The organism is Mesorhizobium sp. M2A.F.Ca.ET.043.02.1.1, assembly GCF_003952405.1.
In the GTDB taxonomy this organism is placed as follows: Bacteria; Pseudomonadota; Alphaproteobacteria; order Rhizobiales; family Rhizobiaceae; genus Mesorhizobium.
The window spans coordinates 644804-657545 of record NZ_CP034445.1; the positions used below are offsets into that span (position 1 = coordinate 644804).

At 63.4% G+C, this 12742-nt stretch carries 10 protein-coding genes; 1 reads left to right on the forward strand and 9 read right to left on the reverse strand.

Features of this window, described 5'->3' with window-relative positions:
• Positions 1–139: 139 nt before the first annotated feature.
• The 9 genes from EJ068_RS03075 to EJ068_RS03115 all read right to left on the reverse strand — a co-directional run bounded on the left by EJ068_RS03075 (position 140) and on the right by EJ068_RS03115 (position 11242).
• Complete coding sequence (locus EJ068_RS03075; protein ID WP_127252934.1) at positions 140–898, reverse strand: FkbM family methyltransferase; 759 nt, start codon at positions 896–898, stop codon at positions 140–142.
• Positions 895–2124, reverse strand: coding sequence for a hypothetical protein (locus EJ068_RS03080; RefSeq protein ID WP_127252933.1), 1230 nt, complete (start codon positions 2122–2124; stop codon positions 895–897). Before EJ068_RS03080 ends, EJ068_RS03075 begins: the two co-directional genes overlap by 4 nt.
• A gap of 13 nt (positions 2125–2137) precedes the next feature.
• Positions 2138–3604 (reverse strand): aspartate aminotransferase family protein, encoded by a 1467-nt coding sequence (locus tag EJ068_RS03085; RefSeq protein ID WP_189342110.1) that lies wholly within the window; start codon positions 3602–3604, stop codon positions 2138–2140.
• 31 nt (positions 3605–3635) lie between these two features.
• Complete coding sequence (locus EJ068_RS03090; RefSeq protein WP_126082159.1) at positions 3636–4643, reverse strand: NAD(P)-dependent oxidoreductase; 1008 nt, start codon at positions 4641–4643, stop codon at positions 3636–3638.
• On the reverse strand, positions 4640–5089 hold the full coding sequence (locus EJ068_RS03095) for an EamA family transporter (RefSeq protein ID WP_126082158.1): 450 nt from the start codon (positions 5087–5089) through the stop codon (positions 4640–4642). The genes EJ068_RS03090 and EJ068_RS03095 overlap by 4 nt, the downstream gene beginning before the upstream one ends.
• Before the next feature lie 124 nt (positions 5090–5213).
• Positions 5214–6566, reverse strand: a complete 1353-nt coding sequence (locus tag EJ068_RS03100; protein WP_129554464.1) for an FAD-binding oxidoreductase — start codon at positions 6564–6566, stop codon at positions 5214–5216.
• Positions 6566–7999 (reverse strand): UbiA family prenyltransferase, encoded by a 1434-nt coding sequence (locus EJ068_RS03105; RefSeq protein ID WP_128315328.1) that lies wholly within the window; start codon positions 7997–7999, stop codon positions 6566–6568. Before EJ068_RS03105 ends, EJ068_RS03100 begins: the two co-directional genes overlap by 1 nt.
• A gap of 258 nt (positions 8000–8257) precedes the next feature.
• Positions 8258–8521 carry a hypothetical protein gene (locus EJ068_RS03110; RefSeq protein WP_042645040.1) on the reverse strand — a complete coding sequence of 88 codons (264 nt, stop codon included), beginning with the start codon at positions 8519–8521 and terminating at the stop codon, positions 8258–8260.
• A gap of 231 nt (positions 8522–8752) precedes the next feature.
• Positions 8753–11242 (reverse strand): mechanosensitive ion channel family protein, encoded by a 2490-nt coding sequence (locus tag EJ068_RS03115; protein WP_128315329.1) that lies wholly within the window; start codon positions 11240–11242, stop codon positions 8753–8755.
• 192 nt (positions 11243–11434) lie between these two features.
• On the opposite strand from EJ068_RS03115, the gene EJ068_RS03120 reads away from it, so the two are divergent.
• Complete coding sequence (locus tag EJ068_RS03120) at positions 11435–12694, forward strand: sarcosine oxidase subunit beta (RefSeq protein ID WP_129554465.1); 1260 nt, start codon at positions 11435–11437, stop codon at positions 12692–12694.
• Positions 12695–12742 lie beyond the last annotated feature (48 nt).

Here is a 12742-nt window from a genome sequence, read left to right on the forward strand (position 1 = left end):
AGCATAAAACGGGCGCGCCTGCGCCCTTTCGAATGGCGCACAATATGCAGAGGACGCGGATTGAGCTACCGCCTGTTTGCGACACGTCGCAGGTACGCCGCGACCCCGCGTGCGGACTCGGCTCGGAATGGAATTCCGCTCAGGCGAAGGCCCAGATGTCCTCGGCCTGGAAGCCGACTTGGTAGCCGGCGGTCTTGAGCTTGACCACGACCTGGCCGATCTCGGTGGCCGGCAGCGCGCCGACCTCGATCTTGATCATGCCAGGGCGGTAGCGCTGGAGATCGAGCTGCTCGAACACCATCCAGTCGGCGCCCTCGCAGTCGACCAGGAAGGCGTCGATATGGGTGATGCCGTTGCGGTCGAGCAGCGTCTGCAAGGTCTCGGACGGCACCTCGATGTCCTTCAGATGCGGCGCGAACTTGTTGAAGTTGGCGTCCGCCTCGCCCCAGGCGTTCTTGCCCGACATCAGATTGGTGTCGGTGACCGACGAGCAGCCTATGAACTCGATCGGCAGCGTGCCGGCCTCGAGCGCTGCGGCATCGAAGGTGTGGACGGTGATCGTGCCCTGGGTTTTCGTGACAGCCACCGGCTCGATGATGAAGCGGCTGGCATCCGGGTAATTGGGGCGCAGGCGCTTCTGGTTATATGGGATTGGCTCGACCAGCATGGCGCGCGCCCCGGGAATGCGATGCAGCCAGGGCGTCACGTCGTCGAACAGCGCGCCGTCGCAGGCGCCAACATTGACCATCTGGAACGGCCGGCCGTCGCCGCCGAAACGGGCCTTTAGGGCAGCTTTGGCGAGGAATTTCGTGCCGTGCAAAGCCGGGCCGCGATCGAGCAGGCCGACTGGAAGGCTAAGCGACAGCAAGGTGCGCGCGAGGCTGGAAAGCGAGCTCATGACTTGTCTCCGGGAGTGACCTGCAGCGCCGCGCGGCGCCCGCCCTGGCTCGTCGCCCACAGCGCCATCAAGGGCGCGGCGAGCAGCAGGAAGGGCGGCAGGAGATTGGGGAAATAGATGCGGGTGTCGTGGATCGGAAAGACGGTGAACTTCGCCAACACGCCCAATACGAGCGCCGCCAGCAGGATGCCGGCGCGTCGGTCGAGACGGAAGCCGGCGCGGTCGAGCCCATACCATCCGGCCAATGCCAGCACCGACACGCCAACCCAACTGTTGAGGGTGACGGCGCGGACTACCGAGGCGGCGAAGGCCTTCAGATAGGCAGCAATGGAAAATGGCGGCTCGAAGCCGTCCATGTTGTAATGCTGCTCGATGGTGGAGAACCAAAGATGCGGCCACCAGCCGGGATGCTGCGCCCAATGCGAGATGGCGAAATAGGCGATGAAGGATGCCGCGAAACCGGCCAGCGCGCCCCACCCCCGCTCGCGGAACGCGATGAGCAGCACCGTGAAAATGGCGAGGAAAACGATGTTGTCGGGCCTGGCCATGAAAGCGAGGAAAAGGAGAACCGCCGTCGCCGCCTCCCGCTTGCGCACATAGGCAAAGGCGCCGCCGAGGAACAGCGCCGAGCATAGGAGATCGGGCGTCGAGGCGCTCGCCGCGTCGCCGAAATCGGCCATGATCAGAATCGCGCCGACGATCGGCGCCAGCGCCAGCGCGCCTCCCGCGCGCAGCCAGGCGAGCGTGATGGCGCCGAACAGCAGCACGGAAAACACCTGCACCAGCCGCATCGCCTCGACCGGCGAGACGACATGGCTGAGGCTGGACAGGATTTCCGCATAAAGGAACTTGATCCGGTACATGCCGAGCAGCGAATGAAAGTCGGCGGCGCTCTCCGTCATGTGGCGGCGAAAGCCACCGCCATCGTCGGTCAACGTCTTGTAGTCGCCGGCCGAAACGCCTGCCTTGACCGTGCTGTAGGCATAATCATGCAGCGCCTGTGGATCGGGATAGGCGTCTTCCTCGGCGATCGCCAGATAGGGCAGCATGTCCCAATTGGTGTCGGGCATGAACCAGGCGGTCGCCGCGGTGAGCAGGATGTAGAGCGAAAACGCAATTGCCCCAATCGACGCGGCCCATTTCGCGTAAGCCCCCTCGCCCCACGCCAGACCGGCGCCGGTCAACCGTTCCAGCGGATTGGTGGGCGCGGACGGCCTAGTCAGCATGCTCGGCGGCCTCTTATTTGCCGACCTGGCTTTTCACGAAATCCTTCACGATCGCCACGATGCCGCGCGACAGAAGACTATCGAAGGCGTCGACGAAGCGGTCGACATGCTCGGGCTGGCAGATCAGCGGCGGCTCGAGCCGGATGACGTTGCGGTTATATTCGGTGAAGGCGACCAGCACGTCATAGTCGCGCAGCAAAAGCGAGCCGACGAAGCCGGACAGCGAGCCTTTCAACTTGTCGTCGAGCACGCTCACCACCGGTCTGAGCACCATAGGCAGGGTCTGCGAGCAATCGTGGAACTCGAGCCCGATCATAAAACCCTTGCCGCGCACGTCCTTGATGATCCTCGGATATTTTTCCTTAAGCGCCTGCAGCCGCTGGATGAGGTACTCGCCGGTCGAGGCGGCGTTGTCGATCAGCCCCTCGTCATAGAGGACATTGATGCCCTCGATCGCGGTGACGCAGGCCTCGCCCATGCCGCCGAAGGTCGCCATGGCGTGAATCATCGCCGTCTTCGGCGTGCCATAGGCTTTCATATAGACATCGCGCCTGGCGATCATGGCGCCGACCGCCGCCTTGCCGGCGCCGAGCGATTTCGCCAGCGCCGTCACGTCCGGCACCACGCCGTAATGCTCGAAGGCATAGAAGCGGCCCGAGCGGCCGTAGCCGCATTGCACCTCGTCGGCGACCCAAAGCACGCCATACTGGTCGCACAGCGCGCGTAGCTTCTGCCAGTATTGCGCCTCCGCCTGGATGATGCCGCCGCCGCCCTGGATGGTTTCGAGCACGATGACGCCGATCTGGGGATCGCTCTTGAACAGCCGCTCGACGGCGTCGATGTCGGCGAAGGGCACACGCACGACATTGTCCGCGACCTTGAAGTCGGCGCGGTAGAGTTGGCCGTCGGTGATCGCCAGCACGCCCTTGGTCTTGCCGTGGAAGGAATTTTCCGCATAGACGATTTTCGGCCGCTTCGGGCCGGCGGCGCGCTCGGCAAGCTTAACCGCCGCTTCCATGGCTTCAGAGCCGGAGGAGCCCAAGAACACCATGTCGAGGTCGCCCGGCGAGCATTTGGCGATGTTGTGCGCAAGTGCCGCAGCATATTGCGACATGAAGGCGATGGCGATCTCCTGGCGCTTCTCCTCCTGGAACTTTTTGCGGGCTTCCAGAATGCGCGGATGGTTGTGGCCGAAGGCCAGCGAGCCGAAGCCGCCGAAGAAGTCGAGGATCTTGCGGCCGTTCTGGTCGATATAGAACATACCCTCGGCGCGCTCGATCTTGACCTTGTGGAAGCCGAGCAGCTTCATGAAATGCAGCTGTCCGGGATTGAGATGCGCCTTGAACAGATCGGTGATGCGGGCGACATCCAGCGCCTTGGCCTGCTCGACGCTGATCAAGTCTGGCTTGGCGATGGAAGCGGGCGACAGCGCCGGCGCTTCAACCAGCGTTCGCGTGCCTGTCTGTTCCGGCTTGGCCATGACGGTCATCTGAAAAATCTCCCTTCGCGCTCTATTCGGCAGGCACATGTTTCGTGGCGACGGCGTGGCCGTCCTTCTTGGCGCGGTATTCGCTGTAGGCGGCGATCAGCATGTCCTCGTCGCGATATTGCGGCACCCAGCCGAGCTGGCGCTCGGCCTTGGACACGTCGAGCACGCATTCCTCGTCGGCGATCAGATACTGCTCAGGATCCATGATCGGCATGTTCAGCAAATCGAGCAGGTCGAGCGTGCGCTTGACCGCCCAGCCGGGCGTCGGCAGCAGGATCGACTTCGAGCCGGCATGGCGGATGAGATCGCCGAGCAGTTTCCTGACCGGCGGCGGGTTGAGCGAGCCGAGATTATAGGCCTCGTTCGGCACGCCGGCCTTCCAGGCGGCGCGGGCGGCCTCTGCGCAGTCGAACACCGAGATGAACTGATAAGGGTTCCTGCCCGAGCCGATCATCGGCACGGGCAGATTCCAGTCGATCAGCTTGAACAGTTTTTCAAGGATGCCGAGGCGTCCAGGGCCGATGATCAGGCGCGGCCTGAACAGCGAGATCGACATGCCGCGCTTGCGCCATTCGGCGGCGAGTTCCTCGGTCTTGAGCTTTGACAGGCCATATTCGCCGAGCGGCGCGACCGGATGGTCCTCGGTCATCGGCAGCACCACCGTGTGGCCGTAGATCATGTCGGTCGTGTAGTGGACGAGCTTCGAGGCGCCGGCCTTGTCCATCGCCTGGATGATGTTCTCGGTGCCGTGGAAGTTCACTGGAAAGAAGAAATCATGCCGCTTGGCGCGCACCTGGATCGGCGACAGCATCTTGGCCGACAGATTGTAGACCATATCGTCCGCCTTGAGCCCGACCGCCGCGACCGGGGCCGGATCGGTCACATCGCAGGTGATGAAGCGCATCGAACGGTAATGCGGCAGGTCGCTCTTCACGATGTCGGCGACGACGACAGTCTCGCCATCGGCGACGAGCTTGGGCGCAAGGTGACGGCCGACGAAACCGTCGCCGCCGAAAATCACATGTCTCATCGAACGATCTCGCTTGTCTGGATTTTGTCGGAGGCGATGGAAGCGGTCTGCTCCTCATGCCCGTGGCCACCCATTTCTCTGCCACTCTGGGCGATCAGGATCGTGCCGACGCAGATGCAGGCGATTCCGGCGATGCGCCAGCCATTGAGGTCCTCGCGGAAGACGAAATAGGCAAAGATCGCCACGGCGACATAGGCGAGGCTGAGGAACGGATAGGCGAAGCTGAGCTCGACCTTGGACAGCACATAGAGATGCGACGCCATCGAGATGACGAAGGTGCACAGACCGAGGAACACCCATGGGCTGAACACGATCTGCAGCAGCCTGACGAGCGGATTGACACCTTCGAAGGAGATCGGCCCCATCGACATCATGCCCTGCTTCAGCATCAGCTGCGCTGCGGCATTGGTCATGACCGTGAAGAGAATGAAGACTATGTATTTCATTGTTGCCACCCCGCCCCCTTGGGCGGTCCTATTACAAACCTGCCAATATTTCGTGAACCCACACCAGTGTTTTAAGTAAACCATGGCGTAACACTTTGTTTACCATGATCTATTCGACTTTTACCTATTCCGCGGCCTCAGCTCTTCCTTGTCCGATCTCCAGTCTCTTGGCGGTACGCGCCCAGAAGCTTGATAGGAAAGCCGGGTCGCGAAGCGCCTCCATCCGTCGCCAATGCGGGAACGATGCGGCGAATGTCTCAGGCCCCATCCGGGCATCCTTGTAGGGGTTCACCGCCCCGCCCGCCTCAACCGTGATGCGGTCGAGCTGGGCAAGCAGCCGCAACGTCCTTTCACCCCGGTTGGGGAAATCGAGCGTCAGCGTGTAGCCCGGCCGCGGGAACGACAGCAGCGCCGGCGAGCGGACATCGCCGAAGCGCTTGAGCACCGTCAGGAACGATCCCTGCCCCGCCCGTCGCGCCGCCTCGAGCAGCGCGGGCACGATGCGGCGGGCCTTCTCCTCCGGCACCACGCTCTGGTGCTGGAAAAGCCCGCGCGGCCCGTAGAGCCGGTTCCAGTCGCGGACGCCGTCGAGCGGAAAGAAGAAGCCCTGATAGCCCGCTTGGCGTGGGACCGCGGACTTGCCCTTTTTCCAGCGGTAGGCCGCGTTGAAGGCCGTGAGGAAGGGCCGGTTCAGCACGTTGAACGGCGGCCGCACCGGCACGGAAAGCCGGGTGCCGGCATTCGCGGCGGCGTGGGAGCCGTGTTCGGCATGATTGCCGGTTAACAAAAGGCCGCGCCCGAGCCCATGGCCGCCCGCGAGCTGGTCGATCCACGCGACGGCATATTCGTTAGCCTGGTCCGCCGCCTCGGCGAGATCGAAGAATTCGCCGAGATGGCGAAACCGCGTCGCCTTCTCCATGATGTCGAGCGACGGCACGCGCAGAAGCTTGATCGATGCCGACAGGATCAGCCCGGTCAGGCCCATGCCGCCGATCGTCGCCCCGAACAGGCGGACATTATCGGTCGGCGAGCAGCGATAGGTCCGGCCGTCGGACCGAAGCAGCGTCAGGGTCTCGACATGGCAGCCAAAGGTGCCGCGCCGATGGTGGTTCTTGCCGTGCACGTCGTTAGCGATCGCGCCGCCCAGCGTCACGAACTGCGTGCCCGGAACCACGGCTGGAAAGAAGCCGTAGGGCGCGGCATAGGCGATGATGTCGCAAAGCAGCGTGCCTGCATCGGCTTCCAGCACGCCGGTCTCGGCATTGAAGGAATGGATGCGGTTGAGCGGCCGCATGTCGACCACCATGCCGGCATCATTCTGGCAACTGTCGCCATAGGAGCGGCCATTGCCATAGCCGAGCAGCGATCCGGCTCTCGCCTCGCCGCGCTTCAGCAAGGCGATCGCCTCATCCGCCGCCATCGCCTTGCGCGCCGGTGGGGTCGCCAGTCCGAAGCTGCCGAAGCGCTCATGCCCCATCACCAGCCTCCGGCGACGAGGAAGACCGCGCCGATCGCGACGACGATCTGGCTGCGCCAGTCACGAATGATGAAGACCACCGGGTCGTCATGCATTTCGTCGCGCCGGGCCAGGATCCAGACGCGCATCGTGAGGTAGAGCACGATCGGCGCCAGCGGCCATATCAGCCAGGGATGCGGGTAAAGCTCGCGCACCGCCGGGCTGTCCATATAGAGCGCGAGCACCAGCGCCGAGGAGAAGGCCGACGCCATGCCGGCCTGGGCGACGATCTCCTGATCCTCGGTGCGATAGCCGCGGCCGGCGATGCGCTCGCCCGGAGGGATGGCCGTGGTGCGCAATTCGACGAAGCGCTTCACCAGCGCCAGCGACAGGAAGAAGAAGATCGAGAAGGCAAGCAGCCAGAAGGAAACGTCCACGCCGGTGGCGGCCGCGCCCGCCAGCACGCGGATCGTGTAGAGGCCGGCAAGCGTCAGCACGTCGACCAGAAGCATGCGCTTGAACGACAGCGAATAGGCGGTGGTGACGACCAGATAGCCGGCAAGCACGCCAAGGAATTCGACCGGCAGGAACAGGCCGGCTGCGATGCCGATCGCAAGCAGCACCGCGATCGCGCCCATGCCGAACGGAATGGACAATGCGCCGCTGGCGAAAGGCCGGTTGCGCTTGGTCGGATGCTTGCGGTCGAGCGCTAGATCGAAGAAATCGTTGAGGATGTAGATGGCGGACGCCACGGCGCTGAAGGACACGAACGCCAGCAGGCATTCCCAGATCATATTGGGATTGAAATATTCGTGCGACAGCACCATGGGCACGGCGATCAGCGCGTTCTTCAGCCACTGATGCATGCGCAGCATCTTGATATAGGTTCTCAGCGTCGGCTTCGGCGCCGGCATCGCCTCGGCCTGATGCGCCGCCTGCCAGCGCCGGGCGCTGCGATCGGGCGCCACCACCAGCGCGTTGCGCGCGGCATCGAAGACCTTGAGGTCGTGGCGGCTGTTGCCGGCATAATCGAAGCCCGCATCGCCATAGGCGGCGACCAGAGCGGAGCACTTGCGGCCCGAGGTCATGTTATGCGGGCCGTCGGTCGCCAGCACGCGGTCGAAAATGCCGAGATGCGCCGCGATTGCCTCGGCGAATTTGCGCGGCGTTCCCGTCGCCAGCACGATCACGCGGCCCTCCCGATGCTCGGCGCGCAAACGGTCGATCAATTCCTGACGGTAAGGCAGCGAGGCCGGGTCGATGTCGACGCGCAGGGATATTTCCTGCTTAAGCCGCGCCGGACCGCCGGTCAGCCAGAGCGGCAGCAGAAAGAAATAGAGCGGGTTCTTCTTGAGGAGGATGAACAGGCCTTCCCACAGAAGGTCCATTGCAATCAACGTCCCGTCGAGATCGACCGCAAGCGGAATTGCGTTCCTGTCCGACCTCGCGTCCATTGTCCTGCCCCGATAGAGCGCAGGATCCCGACTCCAAATCCCGGAAGGGCCACGCGCCAATTCAACCCGCGCCGTGTACCGGCGTCCACGGGGGCAGATATAGCCGGGGATGACGCAGCGAACGTTAAAACGTGCGGTTGCAGGGAATGGTCATGCCGGTTTTTCGGCCGTCATCGTTAAGCGTCGGCTACCGGAAACGATAAAAGGCCGGACATCGGTCCGGCCTTTGCCAATCTTACCGCGCCAATCCGTTGCGCGTTACTTGATGCGGGCGGTCCCGCCCGAAATTTCGACCGTCTCCGAACCGGTCAGGGCTTCGAGGTCACCATTGGGCAGGGTGACGAAGCAGCCGTTCGAGCAGAACTCCACCGTCTCGCCGGCACCGAGCGTCAGCTCGCTCTTGGCGCCGCCTTCGGTCACGACCAGGGTCCGCGTCTGAGCGTCCCTGTTGATCGCGCTGGCGGCGAAAGCCGAACCGCCCAAGGCCAGCAAAGCAATGGCGGCAACGACAGACTTCCACATTGCAATTCCGGTGTTTCACACACCGCCTCTGTTCAAAATTTGCAAGGCATTCTCGCCCTTTGCATCGAAGCTTATATGAGATGTTACCTGAACCGCAACTGAATGCCGCATTCATGCCACAATCGGTTTCGGCTGCACCGAAGATGCGTCGACCTTCGGGCATCGGCGTCCAAGAGGGGCGCGCAGGAAGCCGCCATTTCCAGGCCGGCCTCACCCGAATGTCGATGCACCTCAGCCCGGGTCGGGCTTGCGGCCCTTCCGCTTCATCTTGGCAAGCCGTTCCCGTTCGGCCGCGGCTTCCTCCTCCAGCCTCTGGCGCTCGGCGAATTCGGCTTCGATCTTGTCGTCGTCGATCGGCCAGGCTTCGTGCTTGTTCGTCTCGACCACGGCGCGCGGCGTCGACGGGATTTCGATCCGCTCGTCCTCGAAGATATCGAAGATGGCGAAACGAATATCGTTCTGCACGACGCTGCTGTTCATGATGTCGGCAACGAAGACGCGAATTTCGAACTCGAGCGCGGCAGCCCCGAAATTGGCGAAGAGGACGAACGGCTCCGGATTCTTCAGCACCATCGGATGGGCGCGGGCAATATCCAGCAGGATGGCATGGACGCGCCTCACGTCGCTGCCGTAGGCGACGCCGACCTTGATTTCGACCCGCCCCAGCTTGTTGCGATGCGTCCAGTTGCCGACCGCGTTGTTGATGAGGTTCGAATTGGGCAGGATCACCGACTGCCGCTGGAAGGTCTCGATCTCGGTGGCGCGCACGCTGATCTTGCGCACCGTGCCGCTGACATCGCCGGCGACGATCCAGTCGCCGACCTTGAACGGCCGTTCGGCAAGCAGGATGAGGCCGGAAACGAAATTCGAGACGACGTTCTGCAGGCCGAAGCCGATGCCGAGCGAAAGGGCGCCGGCGACCAGCGCCAGGTTGGAGAGATCGATGCCGGCCGCCGAGATGCCGACCAGGCCGGCAATCGCCACGCCGGCATAGCCGACGCCGAGGCGGATCGAGTTGCGCACGCCGGCATCGACCTTGCCGCGCGCCATCACCGAGCCGTCCAGCCAGCCCTGGAACCAGCGCGTCAGGAAATAGCCGATGGCGAAGACGACGATGCCGCTGAGGATGCCTAGGAAAGAGATGGTCACCGACCCGATCGAGACGCCGGTCGCCAGCTTATAGGCCCAGGCCTCGATATCGCCGGGCTGGAATCCCCACATCAACAGGATCAGCGGCAGGAACACCACGACGATCATCAGGTTGATGGCGATGCTGACCACCAGCCCCAGCTGGTCGAGCGCGGTATCCTCGTAGCTTGAATTTTCCGAAAGCCAGCGCCCGACCGAAGTGTCGGCGAAGCCGCCCTCCTCGCCGATCGCGCGCGCCGAGAGGAAACCGATATAGGCCGTCACCAGGACGGTCCCGGTCACCACGACCTGGAACGCGACGAAAAGCGACAGGCCGATATAGCCGAGCAATGCCGCGGCAATGGTGAACAGGCCGAGCCCGACGGCAAGGAAACGAAGCCAGGCCGGCCAGGGACGCCATGAGCCGTCCTGCGCCTTGAAAGGCTTCAACCATCCCATCAGGATCAGGATGACGCCGATGATGATGGTTGCGATAAAGCTCCTGGCGATCGTCAGCGAAAGCGGCGAGCCCATCTTCTCGTTGACGACCGACAGGAAGTAATTCAAGCCGAGCACCAGGGCCATCGCGGTCGTCAGCCCGACGAGCCAGCGCGCCGGCCCCGTCGCGACCGGGATCAGGCGCCAGTTGGGCAGCCGTGGCTCAAGCGCAGCGTTGGTCAGCCGGTTGACGCAGAAAACCATGCCGATCACCGTCAGCAGGGCATTGAGAAACGTGCCGATGTCGCCGCGCAGCACATTGTAATAGTTGAAGAAGAACACGGCCGAGGCGAAGAAGACGCCGAGCGCCAGGGTCGGCAGCAGCGTCGACCAGAAGGCGACCGACAGCCGGCTGAGATAGGACGGCTCCTCGACGGTTGGGTCGGCCTCGAATATGCGGCCGAACAAGCGCCTGCCGCCGATCAAGAGCACGGCCGCCAGCGCCAGCGCCATCAGGGTCGCGGCAAGGATCGCCTGGAACTTGAATTTGAGGGCGAAGCTCAGCCAGGACGACACCGCCTTGTAAAGACCCGAGATCTGGTCATGCGCGTCGGAAAAGGCCTGCGGGCTCAGCGCGTCGTTCAGATCATAATGTTTGGTGATGACGCTGCGGAAAAGCTCGCTGCGCATCACTGAGATCTTGTCGACCAGCCCGTTGACGCGGACCGACAGATTCTGCGCGCTGGCGACGACCGCGTTGATCTCGGCCTTCTCCGAGACAAGCGCGCTGCGCTCGTTGCTGACGATCGCCGGCTCGGGCGGCTGCCCCTGTGCCGGAGGCGGCCCAAGCACTTCGACGCGGGCGTTGATATCGTTGAGGCGCTGGCGGAATGCCAGCGCGCTGGTCAGCGCCGCCCGCGAAATATCCTCGAGCTGCAGGCGGATATCGACCAGCCCCGCATCGTCCTGGTCGGGGTCGTCCAGTCTCTTCTCCAGCCCGTCCGTCTTGGCCGTCAGATCCTGGATGACCTTGGTCTGGTCGGCGATGAGTTGCGCCGAGCCGTGGCCGATCGCCTGCGCCGACGCGTCGAATACCGGCTGCCCTAAGACAGCGACGATGACGACCAAGATCAGGCGCAACAGGCGGAAAAACATGGCGTTGTGGCGACTCGCGGCCGAAAAATCCTCGAAATTCCGCCCTTGATAAAGACCGGTCTATCGAGCGGCAAGCCGTCCCGGTCGCGTCGAGCGGAGTCGGCCTGTCGAAAAGCGATGGCGCAATCTTGGCTTTGCGCTTCCCGCCTGCTCTATAGTCTGCCGCCTCGCATCATAAGGACGATAGGAAGAATGGCGGAGTATTCAGCCTTTTCGCTGCTCAAGAATGCGCTGGCCGGCAACAAGGATTGGAAGCCCGCCTGGCGCAAGCCTGACCCCAAGGCTTCCTACGATGTGATCGTCATCGGCGGTGGCGGCCACGGTCTTTCGACCGCCTATTACCTTGCCAAGGAACACGGCATCACCAACGTCGCCGTGCTGGAAAAAGGCTGGCTGGGCTCGGGCAATGTCGGCCGCAACACCACCGCCGTGCGCTCGAACTACCTCTTGCCCCAGAACACCCGCTTCTACGAGCATTCGATGAAGCTGTGGGAGAACCTCTCGCACGACCTCAACTACAACGTCATGTTCTCGCAGCGCGGCTGCCTTAACCTTGCGCACACCCCTGCCCAGCTCGACGATTATGCAAGGCGCGGCAACGCCATGCGCCATCTCGGCGTCGACGCCGAACTGATGAATGTCGAGCAGATCAAGCGACTCGTGCCGGCGCTGGATGTCTCCGGTTCGGCGCGCTTCCCGGTGCTTGGCGGGCTGATGCAGCCGCGGGCCGGCACGGCCCGGCACGACGCGGTCGCCTGGGGCTATGCGCGCGGCGCCGACCGCCGCGGCGTCGACGTCATCGAGAATTGCGAGGTCACCGGCTTCCTGCGCGACGGCGGCCGCGTCACCGGCGTTTCGACGACGCGTGGCGAAATCCGCGCCAAGAAGGTCGCACTTGCCGTTGCCGGCAGCACCGGTCACGTCATGCAGCTTGCCGGCATTTCGCACATGCCGATCGAAAGCCATGTGCTGCAGGCCTTCGTCTCGGAATCGCTGAAGCCGGTCATCGATACCGTTCTCACGTTCGGCATGGGCCACTTCTACATTTCGCAGTCCGACAAGGGCGGCCTCGTCTATGGCGGCGACCTCGACGGCTACAACAGCTACGCCCAGCGCGGCAGCCTGCCGATCGTCGATGAGGTGATGAGCGAGATGCTGGCGCTGTTCCCGGGTCTCGCCCGGGTGCGCATGCTGCGTTCCTGGGGCGGGCTGTGCGACATGACGATGGACGGCTCGCCGATCATCACCACCGGCCCGTTGCCGGGCATGTATCTCAATTGCGGCTGGTGCTACGGCGGCTTCAAGGCGACGCCCGCCTCGGGCTGGTGCTTTGCCTATACCATCGCCAAGGACGAGCCGCACGAGTTCAACGCGCCCTTCACGCTCGACCGCTTCTATCGCGGCTTGATCATCGACGACAAAGGCCAGGGCGCGAACCCGCGGCTGCACTAGGGAACCATGATCCCAAAAAAAGGGAACCGGTTTTTGGAAAAGATCATG

What these genes read in the sequence shown, in the direction of transcription:
- EJ068_RS03075 (WP_127252934.1), bottom strand. Translation starts at nt 898, where the DNA reads ATGAGCTCGCTTTCCAGCCTCGCGCGCACCTTGCTGTCGCTTAGCCTT.
- EJ068_RS03080 (WP_127252933.1), bottom strand. Translation starts at nt 2,124, where the DNA reads ATGCTGACTAGGCCGTCCGCGCCCACCAATCCGCTGGAACGGTTGACC.
- EJ068_RS03085 (WP_189342110.1), bottom strand. Translation starts at nt 3,604, where the DNA reads ATGGCCAAGCCGGAACAGACAGGCACGCGAACGCTGGTTGAAGCGCCG.
- EJ068_RS03090 (WP_126082159.1), bottom strand. Translation starts at nt 4,643, where the DNA reads ATGAGACATGTGATTTTCGGCGGCGACGGTTTCGTCGGCCGTCACCTT.
- EJ068_RS03095 (WP_126082158.1), bottom strand. Translation starts at nt 5,089, where the DNA reads ATGAAATACATAGTCTTCATTCTCTTCACGGTCATGACCAATGCCGCA.
- EJ068_RS03100 (WP_129554464.1), bottom strand. Translation starts at nt 6,566, where the DNA reads ATGGGGCATGAGCGCTTCGGCAGCTTCGGACTGGCGACCCCACCGGCG.
- EJ068_RS03105 (WP_128315328.1), bottom strand. Translation starts at nt 7,999, where the DNA reads ATGGACGCGAGGTCGGACAGGAACGCAATTCCGCTTGCGGTCGATCTC.
- EJ068_RS03110 (WP_042645040.1), bottom strand. Translation starts at nt 8,521, where the DNA reads ATGTGGAAGTCTGTCGTTGCCGCCATTGCTTTGCTGGCCTTGGGCGGT.
- EJ068_RS03115 (WP_128315329.1), bottom strand. Translation starts at nt 11,242, where the DNA reads ATGTTTTTCCGCCTGTTGCGCCTGATCTTGGTCGTCATCGTCGCTGTC.
- EJ068_RS03120 (WP_129554465.1), top strand. Translation starts at nt 11,435, where the DNA reads ATGGCGGAGTATTCAGCCTTTTCGCTGCTCAAGAATGCGCTGGCCGGC.